The sequence below is a fragment of the Paenibacillus sp. 2003 genome, from assembly GCF_031455635.1.
Lineage (GTDB): Bacteria > Bacillota > Bacilli > Paenibacillales > Paenibacillaceae > Paenibacillus > Paenibacillus amylolyticus_B.
On record NZ_JAVDTB010000006.1, the window covers coordinates 1 to 22,522 of the forward strand.

Annotated in this window: 25 protein-coding genes and 1 riboswitch; of the genes, 5 read left to right on the forward strand and 20 right to left on the reverse strand. The window is 46.9% G+C overall.

All coding sequences use genetic code 11. From position 1 onward, the window contains the following. Positions 1–552: 552 nt before the first annotated feature. From J2X75_RS21725 to J2X75_RS21750, 6 genes are all read right to left on the reverse strand, one after another. Positions 553–1,773, reverse strand: coding sequence for a TraB/GumN family protein (locus J2X75_RS21725; protein WP_310339969.1), 1,221 nt, complete (start codon positions 1,771–1,773; stop codon positions 553–555). Positions 1,774–1,931: 158 nt separating this feature from the next. Next, positions 1,932–3,227: an ABC transporter permease gene (locus J2X75_RS21730; RefSeq protein WP_310339971.1), complete on the reverse strand. Its 1,296-nt coding sequence runs from the start codon at positions 3,225–3,227 to the stop codon at positions 1,932–1,934. Continuing rightward, complete coding sequence (locus tag J2X75_RS21735; protein WP_310340439.1) at positions 3,220–4,122, reverse strand: ABC transporter ATP-binding protein; 903 nt, start codon at positions 4,120–4,122, stop codon at positions 3,220–3,222. The genes J2X75_RS21730 and J2X75_RS21735 overlap by 8 nt, the downstream gene beginning before the upstream one ends. A 20-nt stretch (positions 4,123–4,142) precedes the next feature. Then, positions 4,143–5,039, reverse strand: coding sequence for an ATP-binding cassette domain-containing protein (locus J2X75_RS21740; RefSeq protein ID WP_310339972.1), 897 nt, complete (start codon positions 5,037–5,039; stop codon positions 4,143–4,145). Positions 5,040–5,054: 15 nt separating this feature from the next. Next, positions 5,055–5,444 carry a GntR family transcriptional regulator gene (locus J2X75_RS21745; protein WP_310340442.1) on the reverse strand — a complete coding sequence of 130 codons (390 nt, stop codon included), beginning with the start codon at positions 5,442–5,444 and terminating at the stop codon, positions 5,055–5,057. Positions 5,445–5,533: 89 nt separating this feature from the next. Then, on the reverse strand, positions 5,534–6,247 hold the full coding sequence (locus tag J2X75_RS21750) for a hypothetical protein (RefSeq protein WP_310339974.1): 714 nt from the start codon (positions 6,245–6,247) through the stop codon (positions 5,534–5,536). 291 nt (positions 6,248–6,538) lie between these two features. On the opposite strand from J2X75_RS21750, the gene J2X75_RS21755 reads away from it, so the two are divergent. Beyond that, entirely contained in the window at positions 6,539–6,706 is a 168-nt protein-coding gene (locus J2X75_RS21755) for a hypothetical protein (protein WP_310339977.1), read from the forward strand. Positions 6,707–6,816: 110 nt separating this feature from the next. On the opposite strand, the gene J2X75_RS21760 is transcribed toward J2X75_RS21755, so the two are convergent. The 9 genes from J2X75_RS21760 to J2X75_RS21800 all read right to left on the reverse strand — a co-directional run bounded on the left by J2X75_RS21760 (position 6,817) and on the right by J2X75_RS21800 (position 14,431). After that, positions 6,817–7,188, reverse strand: a complete 372-nt coding sequence (locus J2X75_RS21760) for a hypothetical protein (RefSeq protein WP_036613171.1) — start codon at positions 7,186–7,188, stop codon at positions 6,817–6,819. 141 nt (positions 7,189–7,329) lie between these two features. Then, positions 7,330–7,794, reverse strand: coding sequence for a DUF420 domain-containing protein (locus tag J2X75_RS21765; RefSeq protein ID WP_036613174.1), 465 nt, complete (start codon positions 7,792–7,794; stop codon positions 7,330–7,332). A gap of 34 nt (positions 7,795–7,828) precedes the next feature. Next, positions 7,829–8,752, reverse strand: a complete 924-nt coding sequence (gene ctaG, locus J2X75_RS21770; protein WP_310339982.1) for a cytochrome c oxidase assembly factor CtaG — start codon at positions 8,750–8,752, stop codon at positions 7,829–7,831. Between the two features lie 108 nt (positions 8,753–8,860). Beyond that, positions 8,861–9,181 (reverse strand): cytochrome C oxidase subunit IV family protein, encoded by a 321-nt coding sequence (locus tag J2X75_RS21775; protein ID WP_036613178.1) that lies wholly within the window; start codon positions 9,179–9,181, stop codon positions 8,861–8,863. A 3-nt stretch (positions 9,182–9,184) separates the two neighbouring features. Continuing rightward, a complete protein-coding gene (locus J2X75_RS21780) occupies positions 9,185–9,811 on the reverse strand; it encodes a cytochrome c oxidase subunit 3 (protein ID WP_047840264.1) in 627 nt (208 codons plus the stop codon). Then, entirely contained in the window at positions 9,808–11,658 is a 1,851-nt protein-coding gene (ctaD, locus tag J2X75_RS21785) for a cytochrome c oxidase subunit I (RefSeq protein ID WP_371129104.1), read from the reverse strand. Before ctaD ends, J2X75_RS21780 begins: the two co-directional genes overlap by 4 nt. 71 nt (positions 11,659–11,729) lie before the next feature. Next, on the reverse strand, positions 11,730–12,782 hold the full coding sequence (coxB, locus tag J2X75_RS21790; protein WP_047840266.1) for a cytochrome c oxidase subunit II: 1,053 nt from the start codon (positions 12,780–12,782) through the stop codon (positions 11,730–11,732). A 565-nt stretch (positions 12,783–13,347) separates the two neighbouring features. Next, the gene (gene map / locus J2X75_RS21795) at positions 13,348–14,109 is read right to left on the reverse strand and encodes a type I methionyl aminopeptidase (RefSeq protein ID WP_310339988.1); all 762 of its coding nucleotides are present in this window, start codon (positions 14,107–14,109) and stop codon (positions 13,348–13,350) included. 133 nt (positions 14,110–14,242) lie between these two features. Next, complete coding sequence (locus J2X75_RS21800) at positions 14,243–14,431, reverse strand: hypothetical protein (protein ID WP_017690840.1); 189 nt, start codon at positions 14,429–14,431, stop codon at positions 14,243–14,245. A 399-nt stretch (positions 14,432–14,830) separates the two neighbouring features. Here J2X75_RS21800 and J2X75_RS21805 point away from each other — a divergent pair, with 399 nt between their 5' ends. Then, positions 14,831–15,109 (forward strand): transposase, encoded by a 279-nt coding sequence (locus J2X75_RS21805; protein ID WP_150364055.1) that lies wholly within the window; start codon positions 14,831–14,833, stop codon positions 15,107–15,109. A gap of 93 nt (positions 15,110–15,202) precedes the next feature. Further along, complete coding sequence (locus tag J2X75_RS21810) at positions 15,203–15,541, forward strand: DUF4870 domain-containing protein (protein ID WP_062837331.1); 339 nt, start codon at positions 15,203–15,205, stop codon at positions 15,539–15,541. 281 nt (positions 15,542–15,822) lie between these two features. Here the strand turns inward: J2X75_RS21810 and J2X75_RS21815 are convergent, their stop codons facing one another. Both J2X75_RS21815 and J2X75_RS21820 read right to left on the reverse strand, forming a co-directional pair. Beyond that, on the reverse strand, positions 15,823–17,184 hold the full coding sequence (locus tag J2X75_RS21815; RefSeq protein ID WP_310339992.1) for a nucleobase:cation symporter-2 family protein: 1,362 nt from the start codon (positions 17,182–17,184) through the stop codon (positions 15,823–15,825). A 1-nt stretch (position 17,185) separates the two neighbouring features. Next, a complete protein-coding gene (locus J2X75_RS21820; protein ID WP_036613196.1) occupies positions 17,186–17,773 on the reverse strand; it encodes a xanthine phosphoribosyltransferase in 588 nt (195 codons plus the stop codon). 298 nt (positions 17,774–18,071) lie between these two features. Then, positions 18,072–18,171: riboswitch (purine riboswitch) on the reverse strand. Between the two features lie 272 nt (positions 18,172–18,443). Between J2X75_RS21820 and mscL the strand changes: the two genes are divergently transcribed. Then, positions 18,444–18,938, forward strand: a complete 495-nt coding sequence (gene mscL / locus J2X75_RS21825) for a large conductance mechanosensitive channel protein MscL (protein ID WP_310339995.1) — start codon at positions 18,444–18,446, stop codon at positions 18,936–18,938. Between the two features lie 240 nt (positions 18,939–19,178). On the opposite strand, the gene J2X75_RS21830 is transcribed toward mscL, so the two are convergent. Continuing rightward, the gene (locus J2X75_RS21830) at positions 19,179–19,481 is read right to left on the reverse strand and encodes a hypothetical protein (RefSeq protein ID WP_017690846.1); all 303 of its coding nucleotides are present in this window, start codon (positions 19,479–19,481) and stop codon (positions 19,179–19,181) included. A 79-nt stretch (positions 19,482–19,560) separates the two neighbouring features. On the opposite strand from J2X75_RS21830, the gene J2X75_RS21835 reads away from it, so the two are divergent. Continuing rightward, the gene (locus J2X75_RS21835) at positions 19,561–20,214 is read left to right on the forward strand and encodes an NUDIX hydrolase (RefSeq protein ID WP_310339998.1); all 654 of its coding nucleotides are present in this window, start codon (positions 19,561–19,563) and stop codon (positions 20,212–20,214) included. A gap of 269 nt (positions 20,215–20,483) precedes the next feature. Here the strand turns inward: J2X75_RS21835 and J2X75_RS21840 are convergent, their stop codons facing one another. Beyond that, entirely contained in the window at positions 20,484–21,290 is an 807-nt protein-coding gene (locus tag J2X75_RS21840; RefSeq protein WP_101315035.1) for a TrmB family transcriptional regulator, read from the reverse strand. 73 nt (positions 21,291–21,363) lie between these two features. Further along, positions 21,364–22,179: a zinc ribbon domain-containing protein gene (locus tag J2X75_RS21845; protein ID WP_076329699.1), complete on the reverse strand. Its 816-nt coding sequence runs from the start codon at positions 22,177–22,179 to the stop codon at positions 21,364–21,366. Positions 22,180–22,522: the final 343 nt, after the last annotated feature.

Below are 22,522 nucleotides of genomic sequence, written 5' to 3' on the forward strand. Positions count from 1 at the left end.
ACTCTCCAATAAAGTATTGAAAAGAGCGATAAGCTCATTTTGAATCTGACGAGATTAAAAATCTCATTTGTGCTCCAGTCGATTCAAGCCAAGGCCTGTCTCAAACTTTTGCGTTCATTCTGCAAGCAGAATGTTTACTCACTCGTTGTTCAGTTTTCAAAGATCAAACTTGTTTTGTTACTGAATGTCATTCTCTTCAGCAACTCTTATATAATATCATGTCCGAACCAACTTTGCAAGCTCTTTTTTTAAGTTTCTTTCGAAGCTTATTTCATTCGCTTGCCGCACCGTGTTTCTCGTGTTTTTTGGCCGGAAATAGAATATACCATGCAGCACACGTACTTGTAAAGAGTTATTTTCCAAAAATATTAATTCTACAATCTAACCCTATTAAGGACCTTGAATCTACAATGTAATCATATGTTCAATTGTGTTATCATGCACTTGATCTTCACTATCTAATCTGTCTTTCTTCTATATAGTAAGAAGGTAACCCTCTCAACTCTCTTATTCGAGACGAATGGGTTACCTTCTATAGTAATCTATCTATATTTACTTACGTTCTACTTTATATCCTTTATCTTCAAGCAATTTCACGATACCGTGATCACCCAGGTAGTGTGCCGCACCAACAACAATGAAATACTCCTCGCCTTTGCCGTTTTTCAAGTAACCATCGATTTTGTCCGCCATACCAATGTTACGATCAACCAGCATTGCTTTGTTATATTCCTCATTAGTGGAGAAGCTGTTTGTCAGTTCAAGTAGTTGCTCGTCATTACCCGTTTTCCACATCTCAGCCATTTCTTTCACACTGTTATCCAACACGTCGAAGTTTTCGATTGTCGCTTTCAGTGTTTCCTCTTGTGTTTCTTTGGAGAAGTCGTTAAACATGCCAAGTTGAGATTGATAACTCTCCAACTCAATAACTGGAAGTTTGCGCTCGATCGCTTTCTGGATGAAATACAGATCCACTCCTGCTGACGATTCGTATCCAGCCGTTGTGGACTTCAAACTTGTGAGTGTGCTTTCCACTACCCAAGGCTTAAATGCATCCAAAGCGTTAGACTCCAGACCATTTTTCTTCAATACATCACCCAGCTTAGTATACGTTTCACTGGAAATGTGATCTTTCAGTGTTGTTCCATCTTGATACGAACCCAGACTTAGAACCAGCTTTTGCTGCTCTTCATCAGCGGCTTTGCTAATATCAATCTCCACCCCGAGATAGTCAGCTTCCGCAAAGGCTTCTTCAAACTCCGGACGTAATGGATAGAAGCTCTCATCAGCAATATGCATGGACCCTACCAGATAGACCGTGTTGCCATTGCTTTCAACTTCCCACATAAAGCCGCGTCCACCGGTTTGAGCAGTTTCGCTTGCTCCGCCCTTGGATACCAACAGTACTGTGCGCGTTGCAGCATCCCAGCGTACTTCATAACCCGCTGCATCACCAACGATGCGGATTGGCGCATACGTTACACCGTTGATCCGTGTAAGCTTGCTTTTGAGTGTAATCGTTTTGCCATCTACTACAGCCGTGATCGTATCATCTGTCGCAGTTGTTAGCTTCACGTCCATGGCATCCAGCGTAGTGCGCAGCGGAACCAGTGTTGTGCCTTTTTCCAGGATCGGCGCTCCTGTAGCATATTTCACCGCATGATCATTGACCTTTACGGAAGTTCCCTGAGAAGCTGCCATTGCCGGTACCGCAGATGCGAGCAAACCTACCGAGATTGTAAGAGATAATAGCGTGCGTTTCCAATTCTTCATATTATGTATTCTCCTTTATTGAATATAGTTGCCAATCCAATTTTTAATAGAATAGACATACTTAGATACTACGGTTAAAGATGGGAATTGGTGCCACTCCAAAACGGAGCAGCACTTTATCCAATCCCTCATCCTCTCCTCCCCTTCAAACACTCAACCTAGATCTTATAAGCCTTCATCGCTTTAAACAATTCCTTAAAGGTTGGGCGTTTACCGTACATCAACACACCTGTGCGATAGATTTTGGCTGCAAGCCATCCGAAAACGATAATGGATACAATGAGAATCGCTAAGGACGTTAGAATCTCCCAAGTTGGCGCAACTCCTGCGCCGATTCGAACCAGAATCGCAGTCGGCGACGTGAATGGAATGAAGCTTGCGATTTTCAACAACAGAATGTTCGGTGTAGAAATACTGAAGATCGCAATATAGAAGGAAACGAGCGACAACATCGTAATCGGCAGAACAGCCTGACCGAGTTCTTCCGTACGGCTTACCATTGATCCAATGGCAGCGAACAACACGGCATACAGGAAGTAGCCCAGAATGTAGAATATGAGTCCATACACAATAACCGCAATATTCACATCACTCAGATTCATATTGAAATCACCTAAAACTGCACGGTTATGCGGTAGTAAGATATTTCCGGCAACCACTGCTCCGAAGATTCCAATTTGCAGCATACCTACCATGAAGATCCCGATGATTTTACCAAACATCTGACTGAGCGGTGATACACTTGTAATCAGAATCTCCATAATACGTGAGCTCTTCTCAGCTGTGATCTCGGAGGCAATCATGTTACCTGTCATCATCGTCGAGGTAAACAGCAGGATGATCAGCAAGTACACCACAATATAGTTAATCGGGCTCATTGCACCTTCAGACTCAGTACCTGCTCCGCTCTCATCCGTACTCAAACTTTGCTCGGTGAGCTTCACAGGTGTTGTAATCAGTTCCTTCTGCTCCGCTGTGAGTACATCCTTCACAACCACATCCAGCTTCACACTCTGCAACGCTGCTTCAATGGATGCAATGATCTGAGGTGATACGTCTTCTGCTGAATATAGAATGGGCTGCGGGAACTCTTGCCCGGAAACAGCTTCAAACTTCAGATAACCATCGGTAAGTCCTGCTTCCACATCCGCCGCAAGAGCAGCCTCATTTTTGTCACCACTGGCAATGAATCGATAGGCCTGATCTCCTTGAGCCGCAGAGAAGCTCTCCAGTTTCTCCGAAACTTCAGGCTGTCCTGTACTCAGAAGACCGATATTTACAGGATTGCTGCTGGAAGCTCCGCCAATGGGACCCCCGTTGAATAAGGTAATGAAATACGGAACATTGAGTCCGATTGAAATTAAAAGTGCAAGTACAATGGTCGTTACCATGAATGATTTCGTTTTAACTTTGTTTTTGAATGTAAAACCCGTAATCGTTCCCATTTTATTCATTCGACTCACCTACCTCACGAATAAAGATTTGGTTAAGCGTTGGTTCCTTCAGTTCAAAGTGTTCCACTGTCGTCTGAGTCATGGCTGTTCTCAGAATCTCTTGAGCCGCTTCCACCTGACTAATATGTATCAGGTACCCACGCTCATTCCGCTCGACTTTCTTCACACCAGACAACTGTTCGAGTCCTTCCACACTACCAATCGTACCCAGGAATACCTGTTCACGCGGATATCGGCTCTTGATCTCCTTGATCTCTCCTTGAACCACCGTGTTGGAACGATGCAGAATGGTGATCTGACGACACAACTCTTCAACGTGCTCCATACGGTGTGTTGAGAACAGAATGGCCGTGCCTTCGTCACGCAATTCTTTGACGGTGGACTTGAGTAATTCCACGTTCACAGGATCCAGTCCACTGAACGCTTCATCCAGAATGAGAATCTGCGGTCTATGCACTACGGCTGCGATAAAGCCCATTTTCTGCTGATTACCTTTGGATAACTCCTCGATCTTCTTATCGTAATACTCAGGTACCTCAAACCGATTCAGCCAGTACTTGAGACTCTGATCTGCGTCCTTACCATTCATGCCACGAAGTCGTGCCAGGTAATTAATCTGTTCGCTGACTTTCACCTTCGGGTACAATCCGCGCTCTTCCGGAAGATAACCCATAATCTGTTGCAGCTCCGTATTATAGGGCTTGCCGTTGTACAGGATATTCCCTCCGTCAGGGTGAATCAGTCCAAGCACCATACGCATTGTTGTCGTTTTACCTGCACCATTGGCTCCGAGCAGTCCGTAAATCTCCCCCTCTTTTACATTGAGCGTGACTCCATTAACAGCTGTTTTGTCTGCATATTGCTTGACGACTTGCTCCAATTCCAATCGGTTCATCATTTATCGTCTCCCTTCGGTTATTTCCACTGTACGGGTGCATACCCGGCAATCCAGAATGCCAGCACTTCATCCAATTCCAAGTTACGGATTTTCAATACCCGGTTATTGGACAGCTCCAGCCTCTCCTGCGCCTCGCTGACCCGGGTTGTAATTACGCGAACCAGACCTCCCTCTTCCAAAGAAGATTCCACAACACCAGGAATACTTTCTGGCCTTAAATCTCCTTCATACCAGACTTCTTTCCACTGATCGAGCACCATATCTTTCTCGGCCATCCCCAGTGACTGACCACGGTGCATCAATACGATGTAATCCGCAAGCCTTTTGACTTCGTCTGCAATATGTGTGGCAATCAGAATCGTGGTGTCTCCCCCCGCCATGAAGGTACGGAACTGCTCAACCATCACTTTCCAGGCAAAGGGGTCCAGTCCTGATGAAGGCTCATCCAAAAGCAATAGTCTTGGGCGAGCTGCAATTGCAGCTGCAATCTCAAATTTTCGCCTTTCTCCCTTGGACATCTTGTTCAGCTTCACATCAATAGGTACTTCCATATCCTGAATCAGTTGGTCGAACAACTTCATATCCCAACGTGGGTACCAGTACGCCCGGAAATGGGCTGCTTCCTGTGCTGTTATCCGGTTCTCTTCTGAACCAGCGTTATCTGCTACAAAACCAATCTGTTGTCTCAGTTCAATGGGAAGTGGCCCCTCATGTTCCTGACCAAACCATATAATCTGCCCAGCATCTGGCAGCACCACTTGCTGTAACATGTTAAGAAGGGTGCTTTTGCCTGAACCGTTGTGACCGAGAATAGCGACTATATACCCTTCGGGGATGGTCAGATCAATTGGGCCAATAACTCTGCGTTTTCGCATTTTGGATACGCCGTTCAACTGGATTGCTATGGGTTCCACGTATGAATCACTCCCTTACTTTACGTAAATAGCCTTCAGGACTTCCCGGAACAGGCTCTCCATCTCTTCTTTCGTACAGCCTACCGATTTCCCGGACTGCACCGCTGCCTGCATCGCTTCCTGTGCAGCCTTTAATCTATAATTTTCTCTGTCGCCGGCTTCTACCTGGGCCACAAATGTACCTGTCCCCTGCTTCGTACGAAGCAAGCCTTCATTCTCCAGATCCTGATAGACCCGTCTAACCGTAATAACACTGCAATTCAGTGCTCCGGCGAACTCACGAATGGACGGCAAATGTGTTCCCTCCCCCAACTGACCCGTAATTATCAACGATCTTAACTGATTTTCAATTTGGTGGTATAAAGGTTCAGCGCTATTTTCATTAATTTGAATGGGTATTTTCACATCTTGCACCTCGCCCTCCGGTACACTCCAGTCTGTTACCTGACCGTGCCGGTTTCATCCTGTATTCGTACATAAGCTCAATTCTCATTTTAATTCAAATCCCGATGAACCAGCTTCTTCAGCGTAAAACGACTAGACAGCCATAATCCCGCTATGCCAGCCACCAGAGAAATCCACATGATCGGGGAAAGCAGCCCCCATGATTTACTTCCATCCATTACAATCCGCAATCCGTAACTGCCTGACATTCGAATCAGTATGGATATGCCAATGGCGACTGGTATAAAAAGTGTACTGAGAAGCAAGTATTTCTTGCCACTGTTCAGAAACTCTCCGTAAATATAAAATCCTGTTACCAAAAGGCCATAACCTGTACAGGTAAGGCTAAATGCCAGATACTGATCCCATCGGAATCCTTCGGCATGAAGGTTAACCACGTATAACGATCCGTAGAAAAAGATTCCATTGTACGTAAACGCCATCAGAGACTGCTGTAGCCTGGACCACATCACCACTTGTTCAGGGATGGGAATTCTACGATAGTAGGCCAGCATCTGCGTATAAGAATCCTCATGTATGTAACGGAAGGAGCGCCTGCAGAACATAAATCCTTGAAATGGCAACATAATCAAAAAGAAGGAATCCACTACTGGATTAATGAAATCTGTCTGTTGTTGTCCTACTAACATCACACCGCTCATGCCGCCAGTGTATATCATGAATATTGCAGACCATAGCCATTGGAGCTTATCCTTACTCATCTGGCTGCGGGTCAACCACCACGCCTGCTTCCATTCGTTCATATGCATGCCTGCCTTTCACCTGTCATTCACTCATGTTGCTTACTGTGATTACTGTATATATCAATATACACAGTATATAGACCCAATTCCCATCCCGTCAACCCCTAATTTTCCTGAATCAGGAAGACGGGATGGGTCACAGTACGAATTTACGTTAAAATAAATTATAGTAATGAATCAAAGAAAGGAAGGTTACAGCTATGGATTGACTGGTAGAGATCGGATTAAGGCAGACACCGCATCCGCCGTAACAACGGTTATACCGACTCTGCTTCGGGATATCCGGTCATTATGGGAGATGACTCCTACGATCGACATTCCAGACACACACCGGATCACAAACATCATGATTCGGATTCTTCATCAGGTACACATTCTCATCACAACAGCGATAGTGGTAGCAGCAACGACAGCAGTGGGGATAGTGGCGGCGGAGACAGTGGGGGTGGCGGGGATTAAACATCATTCCCCAATCACAAAAGAAGGGCTGTACCCATTATTGTGTAAACACAATTCGGGTACAGCCCTTTGCCGTTCTCTAGCACCTGTTTACAGAAGAGGTCTTACGATTAAACGAGGTTGTAACCACTAGGCAGACTGCGATCCCTGCGGATTGCGCGAATCTGAGCCAGCGTTAACCGTTGATTGGTGGAGATCAGGGATTCCACATCATTGCCACGGATCAGATCATCCAAATCTCTCAAGTTGGTGTTGCCACGGAAGACCCGGAATCCACCTTGGAAGTTAGGACGTGTAAACACAACCAGTGTTGCATTGGAACTTGTTGAGAAAAAGCGCAGGCTCTCCACCCCATCCAAAATATTGTCCAGGTTGCGGAGCCCCGTATTGCCACGATAGATGCGGCTTCTCCCTCTGTAGTTCTCTTCTGAATACACGGTAAGACGTGGATACGTTTGACTGACATTGACTGTTTTTTTCATTTTGTTTCCCCCTCTCAAACTCATTCTATGAATGAATGAGAGAGGAAGAGTGGACGAATCATCTACTAGATTCGTCCATTTTCATATTTTCAGAAGGTTATAGTGACGCACGCCCGAGTAGTAGGAGGTTGTATCTATACTTTATACGCCGAGGATAACTTCCCATACCGGACGTGTATGACCACCAGGATATAAGAGATATAGAAGAACATACACAACAACACCTGTTAGCGCTGATCCGAACCAGATCATGGACGTGAACTTGCCCCAGCGGCGATGTGTTCCAAACTTCTTTTTGAACCCCAGCACCAGTGTGGAGATGCCGAATATCGCTGCCACGGTAGCGAGGATAATATGAAAGATCAGAAATATCCGATAAAAGATCTCCAGATCCGGGTCCCCGCCCCAAGCTGTATTGCCCACGAACACTGTACGAGACATATAGATCACAAAGAAGATTAGAGCTGCAATCGCACCTGCTACCATGGCGGACTGATGAGCCTCACGTTTACCCCGAATAATCAGTACCCATCCAATCCCCACCAGTACTGCACTAATCACAATGAAAGAAGTACTGATCGTTGGTAGCCAAAAATACATATCCATCGTGTGTTCCCCCTCTTGTCAGAACATTACTTCATTATTTGGCAGCCGGATTGAGCGGCCCCCCTGCGCCCCCTGCAGGATACGAGTCATCATCTTCTTCCTGCTTCTCTTTCCGATACCATTGGAAAAAGACATAAGCCAGCATGGAGGCAAAGATTCCTTCCTGAATAAACTTCATTACAATGCCACCGACCTGCTGATCTTCCTTCGCGGAAGACAGAAAGTTGAAGAACGCAGGCCCACCGAATGAGCGAAGTAACGCCGTAGAATCTCCAGACACACAATACCGCATTGCTTCAGCCCATACGGCCGGGTTGCTGTACGTCTGATACAACGGCTCGGCCGCAAAAATAATCAATCCACACGCAGGCGTAAGCAGTACCATATTCAGAAAAATAAAACCGATCTTGGATAACCCCGATGCTTGTCTGCCTTCTGGCAACGGATTCAGCAATGTCCACCACATGAGCATCGAGGTGATGAACAATGCAATATAATACAACCGGTGAACGGTAAAATTCAGCATGACGTAATCATGTACAATCGGTAGGTGATACAGCGAGAACAGCCCGTTAAAGAGCACTGCCGCAACGATCGGATGAGCCAGGAACGATAGCTGTCGTGTAGGCAACCAGCGTACGATTCTGCGCCATACCCAGATCGGCAAGCCTTTCATCATCAGCGGCGGGGCTACCAGATAGGAGAACGCCATGCTCACCATGTGGAAACTAAACATCACGTGACCAAGCAGATTAAATGGTCCAGCTTGAGCCAGATACAGGACAAACAGCCCTGTAATAAACATGATTTTCTGTGCAGCACTCGCAGGTTCTGCATCCTTTATTTGTTCGCTTAACGGTCCCACAAGCACCAGATAAGCCGCAGCAATGATCAGAAATACAGCCAATATAAGCGGACTCCATAAGTCGTTAAAGCTAAAATATTGCAACCCGAGCATACGGGAAACCTCCCCGTGACCTGATTTGGTTGTTACCTTCATTACTTTGTGAAGATTCATTCGCCAAAAAGGGGAAAAGACGGCAGCAATGCGCCGCCGCCATCTCTTTTACCACCAGACCCAATAGAGTGCCATAATGATGCACGTAAAGGCTACGAAAAAGCCAAAGGCCATGAACAGAATCGGCATCAAGTGCCCTTTGTCCTTTAAGTGCATCCAATAACCCAACTGAACGAATACTTGAAGAATAGCCATGACGAGCAAAATAATAATGATAAAGGTTGTGTTGACCCCTCCGGCAGAAGCAGCCGCAAACGCAATCAGCGTGAGAATAATGGAGAAGATAAACACCACGACGTGTTTCTGTGGCCCTTCCGTCCGGTGACGGTGTTTCACAGGCTGTTGATCTGTCTTATCCTGTGCCGACATGTGCTACCCCACCTTTCCGAGCAGGTACACGACCGTAAAGATGAACACCCAGACCACGTCAATAAAGTGCCAGTACATTGCGGAGACGTATACTTTAGGTGCGGTTACGACCGTCAATCCTTTTTTGAACAGCTGACCGATAATGATTCCGATCCACACAATACCAAAAGCAACGTGAGCTCCGTGGAACCCGACCAGTGTATAGAATGCTGAACTGAATGCACTCGTGGTCATGCCAAACTCTTTATGTTTCACATACTCGTAAAACTCGTAAATTTCCAGGGCGAGAAATCCCATACCCAGTACTACCGTGATGCCAAGCCACAACGCCAGTGCATCTCGCTTGCCCTTATGCATGGCCTGAATCGCAAATACACTTGTCAAACTACTGACCAGGAGAATGAACGTTGCAGCGGCCACAAGTGGCAAGTGGAACAGTTCATTCGCCGTAGGTCCATCATTGGTTTGGCCACGAAGAGCCAGGAAGGTAGCAAAGAGTGTACCGAACAGTACCGTCTCGCCGCCAAGGAACAACCAGAAGGCGATAAGCTTGTTACGGCCTTCCAGCGTTGCTTTCTCCGGTTCATGCGGCAATTTGTCGTTCACCGGTTCGGCATGTGAGGTTGTCATGTTCTAGCCCCCTTCTCATCCTGATCCTCCGGTTCAATATGCCAGCCATGATCATCATAAAGTGAACGAAGTGCCATTGCGCCAAATGTGATTACGAGACCAATAATAACTACAATATAATTGTTAAAAATGACATTCATAAATGCATTACCAAATTCATCCTTGCTGAACATCAGGCCAAGTCCGGCGATAAAGATACCTACTGACATTACAAACGGCAACGGCGTTGCTGAAGGCATATGAATCGAACCTACAGGTTCTGCCGGTGTCATCTCCGTATGTCCTGCCATTTTTTCCTTCCAATATGCATCAATTCCGCGTACCAGCGGCGTCTGCTTGAAGTTATATTCAGGCGGCGGAGATGGAATAGACCATTCCAGTGTACGGCCGTCTTCCCACGGATCGTTTGGCGCGCCAGCCGGTTTTCTCATTGTGATTACGATGTTCACGAGGAACATGATAACCCCAACACCCATTAGAAACGCACCGACGGAGCTGACCAGATTGAGCAGGTCAAAGTCCTGATTCGGCAAGTATGTAACGATCCGGCGCTGCATCCCCATCAGACCGAGGAAATGCTGTACAAAGAACGTTAATTGGAAACCGATCATAAATGTCCAGAACGTCCATTTGCCCAGTGTTTCGCTGAGAATACGTCCGAACATCTTCGGCCACCAGTAATGCAGTCCCGAGAACAATCCAAGTACGAGCCCCCCTACAATAACGTAGTGGAAGTGGGCTACAACAAAGTACGTATCATGGAACTGGAAGTCTGCCGGAGCAGATGCCAGCATGACGCCTGTAACACCACCCATAACGAAGGTTGGAACAAATCCAACTGCGAACAGGTTTGCGGCGGTAAAGCGGATCTGTCCACCCCACATCGTAAAGAGCCAGTTAAAGATTTTGATCCCGGTAGGTACGGCAATCAACATCGTGGAGATGGAGAAAAGCGCGTTGGCTACATTACCCAGACCTGTTGTAAACATGTGATGCGCCCATACCATGAAGCCCAGGAAGGCAATCAGGATGGTGGCAAATACCATGGAGCTGTATCCGAACAACCGTTTACGCGAGAAGGTCGGAATAACCTCCGAGATAATACCAAATGCCGGCAAAATCAGAATGTATACTTCCGGGTGCCCGAAGATCCAGAAGATGTGCTGCCAAAGTACCGGGTTACCGCCACCTGCTACATCGAAGAAATTTGCTCCCAGTATACGGTCAAACGTCAAAAGTACAAGCCCCACCGTGATGGCAGGAAAAGCAAAAAGGATAATGGCAGATGTAATAAATGTCGTCCATGTAAACATCGGCATCCGCATGTAGGACATGCCTGGAGCACGCATTGTAATAATCGTTGCGAGAAAGTTAATGCCCCCGATGAGCGTTCCCAGACCCGCGATCTGAAGGCCGATGGTGTAGAAATCCACACCATGCGTTCCACTGTACTCACTGCCCGAAAGCGGCGTATATGAGGTCCAGCCTGCATCCGGTGCTCCGCCCATAACCCAGCTCAGGTTCAGCAACAATCCACCAAACAGGAACGTCCAGAAACCAAGTGCGTTAAGAAACGGGAAAGCAACGTCCCGTGCCCCGATCTGCAAAGGCACGACAGCATTCATAATGGCAAAAATAAGTGGCATGACACCAAGGAAAATCATCGTTGTTCCATGCATTGTAATCAATTCGTTGAAGACCTGTGCCGATACAAAATCATTCATAGGCTTCATCAGTTGAATCCGAATCAAAATGGCTTCAATGCCGCCGATTCCAAAGAAAAATCCACCCGCAACCAAATAAAGAATGGCGATTTTTTTGTGATCGACGGTGGTGATCCAATCCATCAAGCCCCTGTACCTCTTGACGCTATGCGCATGAGCCAAGGTTGTGTACCCCCTTCTTCGTCCTTGCTGTTCTATTCATAGTCCAATTTGTAGTTGGCCAGATATTCGGCAATTCCGTCGATTTCTTCATCCGTCAACCCAAGATCCTTGGGATTCGGCATGGTATTGCCCGGCTTCACGGATTGTGGATCATGGAGCCATTCTTTCATGTTATCCAGTACCGGACTACCTTCTTCCTGTCCCTCGCGAGAATTCAGCAAAATGCCTGCGACAGATTCCTTGCCGCCGATTCCCGTCAGGTTAGGTGCAACCGGTCCACCTTGATCACCAACAGCGTGGCAAGAAAGGCAGTTTGTTTTGAACTTTTCGGCCAATTGAGTGTCTTCAGGAAGGACTGCGGGTGCTTTCATCTGGTTCACCCATCTGTCAAATGATTCCTGACTCACTGCTTTTACCTTAAACTCCATGAAAGCATGCGATCGGCCACATAACTCGGCACATTTACCGCGGTAAACGCCTTCATTCGGTGCAGAGAAACTGAACTTGTTAAGTGTTCCATCCGGGTTTGTGTCCATTTTGCCCGCAAGTGACGGCACCCAGAAGGAGTGAAGCACGTCAGCGGTTTTTAATTCGAATGCGATTTTTGTTCCGGTCGGGATGATGAGATCTTGAGCGGTGGTTACGTCATATTGAGGATAAGTGAATTCCCACCAGTACTGATGTGAGGTGACTTGGACCTTAAGTGCGTTTTTGTCATTGGACAGATCTTCGCCTTGGGCAAAAATCGTTTGGACCGTCGGTACTGCCAGAACAATAACCAGCAATAACGGAATGGCTGTCCATATTACTTCCAGCTTGAAATTACCTTCAACCTGTTCGGGCATCTCAGTCTGCCCGGCTCGTCTACGAAACCGGATCAGAACATAGGCCGCTATGGCAAATACAATGATGAGCACCACGATCATAATCGCGATGGATAACTTCATCAGATCATATTGGCCTTGCGCTACAGGACCCTGAGGTTTCATTACCGACAAGTCTTCCCGCCCGCATGCGGATAGCAGCAAAGAGAACACCGCCAGCAAGGGGAGAATTCGCTTTGCAACCTGCCACTGTTTCATCATTGATCTACCCCACTTTTTTACGTTTTCGTAGATTACCGTTGTCGTTCGGTAGAAAGGCAACAAAAGGTACGTTTCAGCACGATACGCATAATCCTCTTCATCATACAGAACGCTTACAAAAATAACGCTTCCAGTACTCCCGTGATTTCCTGCTCAGGGCATGTCTGCGCATTCTTCCAATTCATTCTATATGCTTCAATCACTTATTAAATATAAGTTGAGGGTATGATTTTGTCAATCTTTGGACACATGTTCACAAATTGTTCACTTTATGTAAAAAACCGCTCTACAACTTGATTTGCAAACGATTTCAGTTAAAAGTATTACACTCTACATTTGAAAATTTTTGCCAAATTTCGGTGATAAAACTCGATTTATTGGTGATTTTTCTCACATTGAAAACATGTGCTATTATGCAAAAGAAAGATCAGAATTTATGGAAAACCTCTTCCATATCCCTTCAGAAGACATGCCTATCGCTCCATACCGCCATCTTCAAGCTCAAAACAGCATGGAGCATTTGGGAGAAAGTTCAACTCAAGTCCTCTTCTTCATTGACTTCATCTCACGTGCCATCGGTCAGAATCAAGGGGCCATTCCCAGTAATCGCAACCGTATGCTCATACTGGACCCCCCAGCTGCCATCTACCGTCCTTACCGTCCATCCATCTTCATCCCACACAACGGCCCCGGAACTGCCCTTTGTAAAGATTGGTTCAATCGTAATAACCATGCCCTCTGTGAGCATCGTGCCCGTTCTGCGTTTGCCATAAGGCAGAACATTTGGGGGTTCATGAATATATTGACCAATCCCATGACCGATGAGAGGCTTCACGATCCCGTACCGATACAGTCTGGCTGTTCGTTCAATGGCACTTCCAATATCTCCGAGTGTATTTCCTGGAACTGCCTGGGCAATCGCCCGCTCAAGTGCCTTCTCCGTGCGTCTCATCAGCTTGCGAATGGATCTGCTTGTTTCACCAATTCCATATGTCCAGGCCGAGTCAGCAAGCCAGCCGTCTTTGTTCACCACCATATCGATGGTTACTACATCCCCACTCGTCAGCTCCTCTTCCCCCGGAAATCCGTGGCAGACCACTTCATTAACAGAGGCACACGTCGCGTACGGATATCCTTTATACCCTTTTTGCTCCGGTGTGGCTCCTCGTGCTGCCAGAAACTCCTCCACCCGCTCATTAATCGCTGCTGTCGTGATACCGGGGATCATCCACTGCTCAATATGCTGGTGACAACTTTGCAAAATTCGTCCAGCTTCCCGCATGTAGCCAATCTCTTCTTTGGTTTTCAAAATAGGGTCCACATGCATTCATCCTTCCCGCTGTAGGTGTACTCCCATATATATGCAGCAGGAACGCAAAAAAAACCGCCTGCCGGAGCTTATCGCCCGGGAGACGGTTCTATTCATTATCGGAACAGTATAATCAGAGTTGTGTGTTGTTTCAGGACACGGAAGAATCCATCTTGACAAGCTCATGCTCAACCACAGAAGTCAATTCTTCCTCGTATCCACCCGTAATCCGGTATTTTCTCACGTACTCCTTCACGAATTTTTTTGGATCTTTAGGACGGAAAATCCGAGTCATTTCCCTCAAACTTTCTTTGACCTCATTGTGACCTTTCGTTGCCATTGTAATTCCCTCCCAAAACGTTGAAAGTGAATGCTCCGTTTAGAGAATGCCGAATAAGTCTTAAATGCCATCCATGAAGTTGTGTGCGCGGCTTAAAGCAAGCTTTAGGTCGGGAACCTCGCTAGAAAGCAAGTACCTGACACTATAAATACCCGATATGATTCGGAATGAATCATAATCTTATTGTAGCATATTCGGAAGTATCTTACGACTTGACGATTTCCTCTAATAAATATAACGGTTTTCATGCCCAAAAAGTTTAATTCCGAATCATATGTAGGAATGCCGCCATTCTATACGGAATTAATATATCCAGCATAACACTGAACTATTCGGGGGATATTATCACGGACAACCCATACAGTTAAATTAATGGTATCTAAAAGGAGGCGCCGTTTCATGGAACGTAAAGAACAGGATATGCTGCCCCTTTCACATGAAAAGGTGGAAGTCGACGGAGTATATATTAACGAAGCCGGACGTGAGGAACATCTGCATCGCGGGCAACACTTCCCCGCAGATCCCGTTCTCGGCAAGTCAGAATGGAAGCTGACGGAGTATGCTTTTGATAATCACCATGATGGACGTACTGATGAACGTTTGGTTCCCAAAGAAAACGATACAGATAAAATGGGCAAGATCACAAACCCTCGCAGACAGATTGAGGGCGGAAGATAATATTGTTTGTTTTGTAGCTAGATAAATTCACCGGTTCAGTTCTGTCCACCTCCTTCATAGCCTAATAAAAAAGGTTAAAGGAGGCTGGACCGGATGTCCCCCATGAAATCGTCTAGCGGTCTGGATGAAAATATTGCCGGTATGCTGTGTTATCTATTTACCTTTGTAGGTGGCATTGTCTTTCTCGCGGTGGAGAAACGGAGTCGGTTTGTGTTATTTCATGCACTGCAATCCGTAACCGTCTTTGGCATCATTATGGTTGGGCATGTATTATCGGCTTTTCTTCCGTTGTTTGGGCCACTGGTGGCATCGCTGTTATCCCTGCTCGGTGTGGTGGTCTGGCTCATTATGGTGGTCACCAGCCTGCAGGGGAAATGGCTAAAGCTGCCTTGGGTTGGCGATTTTGCAGAGAAACAGATGCGTCATCTGTAACTTTAGGAAGACATGATCCAAAAAAAGACGATCCATCCCCTTTAAAATGGGTTGTGGATCGTCTTTTTATTATATATCCGGCCTCAACATATATTCGTTGTTTCGCATGTAAAGGTGACTTGTTCATGTGGTTGAACATTCACAGTATAAATGATGTATGTCATAAACCATTCATGCTGTATATCACGATGGATCAACCTGCTTAAATGTTCATCTTGTTAAGGTTAAATTCCAAACCGTTAACATAACAATCATGCTGGATTATAGGTTTGTTTCGGCTATTAAGCCGACTTGCCTGTTTCTCCAAGGATGGCATCTGCCTGTTGTTCAGCCATCTTGGCAGCCGTTTCCTTGGTACCCAGACCGTTGAACAGCAGGTTCATGAAGATCGCCGTGAAGCTACCTGCAATGATGCCGTTACCGAGCATAATCTGAGCCCAGTCCGGTGCACCAGCAAACAACTCAGGCACAACGGTAACTCCCAGCCCCATGCCAACTGAACAAGCAATGACAAACAGATTTTCATGACGATTCAGATCAACCTGACTACCGATTATTCGGATACCGGATGATACCACCATACCGAACAAGGCCACCATGGCTCCGCCAAGTACTGCCCCTGGAACGAGCTGTGCGAGGGCTGCAATTTTTGGTACAAATCCAATGACCACCAGGATTCCACCAGCCACCACAATGACATCACGTGTCTTCACACGTGTCATCTGTACCAGTCCTACATTTTGCGAATACGTTGTATACGGGAACGAGTTGAAAATACCACCTAACATAATGGCTAGACCCTCTGCGCGATAACCGCGCGCCAGATCCTTGGACGACAGGTCCTTGTCCAGGATTTTGCCCAGAGCCATAAATACACCTGTGGACTCGGCCACGCTGACAATTGCCACCAGAATCATCGTCAGAATAGGTACAATCTCAAACGTCGGTCTGCCGAAGTAAAACGGCTGAACAACATGGAACCAACTTGCATCGCGAATAGGTGCAAAATTAACCTCACCCATGAACCCTGCTGCCACCGTACCTACGAGCAGACCAATCAGTACCGAGATGGAACGGATAAAACCTGTTGTGAATCGAGTCATTAAAATGATAAAGAGCAGCACGCCGAAACCGAGTAACAAGTTCACTCCGCTGCCAAAATCTTCTGACCCCTGACCGCCGCCCAGATCGTGGAAAGCAACCGGAATCAAGGTTAAACCAATGATCGTAACCACCGAACCCGTAACCACTGGCGGAAAGAGCCGAATAAGCTTCCCAAAGATTCCGGAGAAGATCAATACGAACAGCCCTGAGGCAATTATCGCTCCGTAAATGGCAGATACTCCACTGTTCATCCCGATTAGGATCATCGGAGACACGGCCTGGAATGCACAACCGAGCATAACAGGCAGCCCTACGCCGAAATATTTATTTCCCCATACCTGAAGCAATGTAGCCACACCACATGCAAGCAGGTCAATGGCAATAAGATAGGTTAGCTGTTCCTGTGTAAAACCTAATGCGTTACTAACGATCAATGGGACAACGACGGCTCCTGCATACATCGCAAGCACGTGCTGTAGTCCGAGTGAGAAAGTTTTGATTGGATGCCGATGACGCTGAAAAATACGTTCGCGTGCCATATTAATTCGTGCCCTCCTCGTCCGCAAATGTAACCTGTCCATCCGACAGTGCCCCGATGCGAACCAGCGATTCCACACGGTATCCTGCTTCTTTCAGCAAGCGACCTCCCGGCTGGAATGCTTTTTCAATAACAATACCGATACCCACCACTTCTGCTCCAACCTGCTCCACAATACGAGCCAGACCAAATGCTGCTTCACCATTCGCCAGAAAATCATCAATGATCAGCACGCGATCACCAGGCTTCATGAATTTCTTGGCAACGGTGATTTCATTCGTCTCCTGCTTCGTGAAGGAGTAGACCTTCTCCACCAGAATGTCTTCCGTCAGTGTGAGCGACTTCTGCTTCCGTGCAAAGATCAGCGGCACGTTCAGCTCCAACGCAGTCATGATACCTGGTGCAATCCCTGACGACTCAATCGTCAGCACACGTGTTATATTCTCTCCTTCAAAGCGGCGAATGAATTCCTTGCCCACTTCCTTCATCAGAACCGGGTCCATCTGGTGGTTCAGGAATGAATCCACTTTAAGTACTTGTTCGGACAGGACGATACCTTCCTGTCTTACCTTATCTTTTAACAATTGCATTGTAATTCTTCCCCCTGAATGCCCTCCGCAGAAGCTCACACGCTCTTCCAATCGCATGGTAAAAAAGCAAAAAGCCCGCCTTTTCACACGCTGCGGAATAACCGGAGACGGGAAAGACGGACTTGTACGTATATGGACAAGCCGCATGGATGCTGCAAGTGTGTTGGATGGACAGAATGACAGGAGTTCAATCCTGTTGTGAGAAACTTCAAACAGTGTAATCGGAAACAGATAAAAGCCACTTGAACCTGTTCTTCAGTCAAACTGCCTGAGAATGATCTCATGCCAACCATACAAAACATTGCAACATCTTTCCCGTAGTCCGATCATTCCGGTGATCGGGTAGAGACATGCAGGCCTATTCCTGCACATATACGAGTAACGGCATATTTAATTTTTTGGCTCCATGATTCGTTACAATGTATGATCGCGAACCTGAATGTACATGGTTAAACATAACTGACAATGTTAGAAGTATACCGAATCGGCGGCGTGAAATAAAGAAGTATTTTCATGGAAGTTGCGGAAACTTGTCTTAATTTGCAAACAGGGGGTGATAGGAATCAATTTTTTATGTACAATATGAGAACGGAAGCGCGGATCCGAACGGAGAATGGATGGAAACGCGGCCTACATTATGAATTGAAATGATCAAAGGAGATATGCAGACATGAAAGGCGTACTTAAAGAATTCAAGGAATTTGCCGTCCGCGGCAACGTCATCGATCTGGCGGTCGGTGTTATTATTGGGGCTGCTTTTGGTAAAATCGTCACATCTCTTGTGAATGATATCATCATGCCCCCGGTTGGAAAACTGCTGGGAGGGGTTGATTTCAGCCAGAAGATTTTCAATCTGGATTGGGATATGAAAACCGCCAGCGGGCAGGAAATCACCACACTCGCTCAAGCCAACGAAGCTGGGGCTACCGTAATCGCTTATGGTCAGTTCATCAACGTCATGATTGATTTTCTTATCGTTGCGTTCTGTATCTTCATGCTTGTGAAGGGTATCAACTATCTCAAAAGCAAAGAACACAAAAAGCCCGAGCCGCAAAAAACGACCAAGGCTTGCAAGTATTGCCTATCTGAAATTCCAGCCGCAGCTACCCGCTGCTCGCACTGTACTTCAGAACTGGAAGCAGAAGGAACCGGCGCTCTAGCATAATCACAATGAACGTATAAAGACGCACCGAGTTCAATTACGGATATAAATCCTGATGCGGGGGACAACCTCTTACTTGCTAGGGTGTATGTATGAAAAGCAAGCCATATGGGCTTCATTAACAATGGTTGCGTAGCTTAAAGGTTTGAAGGTTCCACCGTAAAGGTGGGGCCTTTTTTGTGCCTAACATACATGTGTTACACGTGCTCCCCCATGAATGTCATTTGCAGCCATGCTCATGAACTAGAAACGGCGCGGCAGCAAATGCTCCAGGATCGACTTCAGATCTTTATCTTCCTTGTAAACTTCTTCCCCAGTATCAAGCTCTGTCACGCGAATATATTCAAAGTTTGCCGAAGCATCCACTGGCTTGAATAACAACTGGGCTTCATCTTCCAAACGTACATTAAATCCCATATCCTTAAACATGCTGCTTAACTGACTGTTAGCCGGTTCCTGACCTTGCCCTACAAATATAAGTCCTCTAAGACTTTTACGTTCCTGAGGTTGCGGATAAATCACCTGAAAGTGTACAATGCATTCCATACGATCGTTCCCCTTTCGTTTAAAACATACTTTGTGAAATTTTGAACTTTAAAATCTGCTATATAAGGAGATACGTATCATGACCCCAGAACGTTTCGACATTTATGACGATCAGCAAAATTGGATCGGCACTTCACTACGCAGCGAGGTCCATGCCAAAGGATATTGGCACCGTTCATTCCACTGCTGGATTGTGCGTGACAAAAGCGAGCAACGACGGGTTCTTTTTCAGCGGCGGCGTGATATTAAGGATACCTTTCCCGGATGTTACGACATTACAGCAGCAGGCCATCTTACCGCAGGTGAACAACTGCAAGACGCCAGTCGTGAGCTGGAGGAAGAACTGGGTGTGAATACTCCATTCGAGGCACTAACCTATCTACTCACGGCTACACAGCAGCTCCAAGGAGAGGTGCGTGGTGTCCCATTCATAGATCGGGAATTCAGCGCGGTCTATGGATTATGTCTGAACCAGCCGCTCGAAGCCTACGTTCTGCAGCCCAGCGAGGTGGATAGCCTGTATGAAGTGCCGCTGGATGATCTACTCGCTTTGTTTCGTAATGAGATCGACGTCATTCAAGCTACCGGAGTTCAGACTCACCCGTCTAGTGATCATGTAGCTGATGAACCGGAACGTATCGTTCGCGAGATTCGGGCAACGGAATTTGTACCCCATGGTACAGCTTATTATACGGATGTGCTCGAAGCTCTATATCACGTGCCCAAAGAGTGATCATGTAGGATCCTGTTCAACCCGATCCAGTTCAATCGAATGTTCATAGCTTCATTTTCTCAAAAATAGCATAACTTCATACCTTTACTATCGACTTGACTGGGAACAGATGCTGTGACGAACATCACTGTCATATCTCAAACCAGCACAAACAGGCGTCTGCCTTCGGGCAGCGCCTGCTTTATGTACACACGTATCCGTTTCATCAAGATAGGTACGTTTGTGCTGGCATGTTCACTCCATCAGAGGTGAATTAGTCGCCGATCTGTCTAGCTCTGGTCACCCTCTCCTGAAGGAGAAGACCAATAACGCGCAGAGAGTTCTTCGTACCGATGCCCGTAGCGGGATTCCAGTTCCTCACCCATATCCTGTTCCAGTTCGTACAACACCAGCTCTTGAGCAAAATGATTCAGCAGCAGTCCGGTCATTACCGGATGCTCCGTCACCACTGCCTGTGTGGCGCATGATTCCCCGCGCATGCCCAGCATGCACCAGCGGCGATCGACCACCAGGGAAAATTTCCGACCATTACCTGTACCATACATAGGCAAACCTGGCCAAGGGACAGGCTGATCCAGCATGCCTTCACCACCATCACACGACCATAACAGCCGCACACCCCGAGCTTCAGCCTGCTGTAAGTCATTACGCAGCAGCTCTGCCTCTTCACGCCAGACGTCTACAACAATCTCATGCTGAGCCTCGGCCAATTCACGGCTCAGATTCTCAAACACATTTTTGTCCCCTTCGACGTTATAGAAGACAGGCTTTTCCGGTTCACTCTTGGGCATGCTGCTCTGAACATAATCCAGCGAGGTACGCATTTGATCGGAGATCATACGTGTCATCTCCTCCGGCTTCAGCACACTATACTTCGCCGGCTCCCCCGGACTACACCGCAAGAACCCACGCTGTTCCAGCCGTTGCAGGGTCGCATATACATTGGAACGGGACACGCCCAGCCGCTTCGCAACCTCATATCCTGAGGCTGATCCCTGACGGGCGAGTTCCACCATAATTTTAGATTCCATCTCGGTAAACCCGAGATGACGCAAATGATGCAGCAGTTGGTCCATATTCCCGTCCCCCCATGCTGTCAGCAACCCGCACTGCCTCACACTGATGCGGCAGTGCTTCTACTGCATCAGATCAGATCTGTTCAGCACCACAGCGCGGGCACCACTTCGAACCTTTGGGCAGCTCGGCTGCACAAATCTGACAATTCACCATTTCGCGTGACACTTCGGTCTGTACGTCCACCGTGTTCACAATCGGGTTATTTTCTTTCCAGTAGCGGATGCGTTCGTCCAGTTCCTGCTGACGCTCGCGTTCCCGTTGCATCTCTTCATCTCTGCGGCGTTCCCACTCTGCATCGAACGCTTCCTTTTCTTCCTGGGTAAATTCCGTACTGTTATATTCCGATTCTGTCTCCAGATCGGCTATGGACGGAATGACTGTGTGATACGGCTCATCTTCCTCCAGTTCCAATTCTGGTGGCGCATCGTAGAAGTCCGGCTCCGGAGTTTGGGTCTGAGTTACAGCTGCCTCCTGTCTCGCGGCTGTGGTGGCTCCTGCGACTCCTGCTGCTCCTACTTTAGGCGCTGCTGTCTTGAGTTCACCCAACTTGCGTCCGCATTTAGGGCAGAAGTTGGCATCCAGGGAAGCGACGTGTCCACACTCGCACAACCGTTCGTTCTTAAGTTGTGCAATCTTGTTGCGCAGACCATCAATCTCGTCCTGCAATTCGTCGCAGAGCTGCGACAGATCCACCATTTCTTTTTCCGCACGCGTCATATCCTGTGCCCGATAACCCTCATAGAAGATGCGACCCATATCTGTAAAATGGACTTCCTGTTCCTGTTGCAAGCCCACAATCTGGTTGTTCAATTTCCCAATCTCAACGGCGTGTTGGGCACGCTCTGTTGCTTTGTTCGCTCCGTCTTTGATGCGCTGAAGCAGTTTCATGACCATTCCTCCTCTGTCCCGTCAAAACCAATATTATCATTTCTATTTAGTAGTAAATTAGCATATTACATCCTTCATGCAAAATGCTCAGGCATATAACTTATACGATATCATGCCAAAAAGTTGCGTAATCTCGTGCAGGTGCCCGTTTTATACCGATACTGGATGAAATCGGGGGCTTTCGTCAAGACCATATGTTCGGGTATAATGAAGCTTTGACCATACTTAACCGCCTGATTAGGCGACTAACTCTATCATACCAATTTACAATGTGATTGTGAAAAGGGCAAATGGTTTACTTTTAGCCGGGATAGTCCTATCCCTGAATGCATACAGAGGTGGA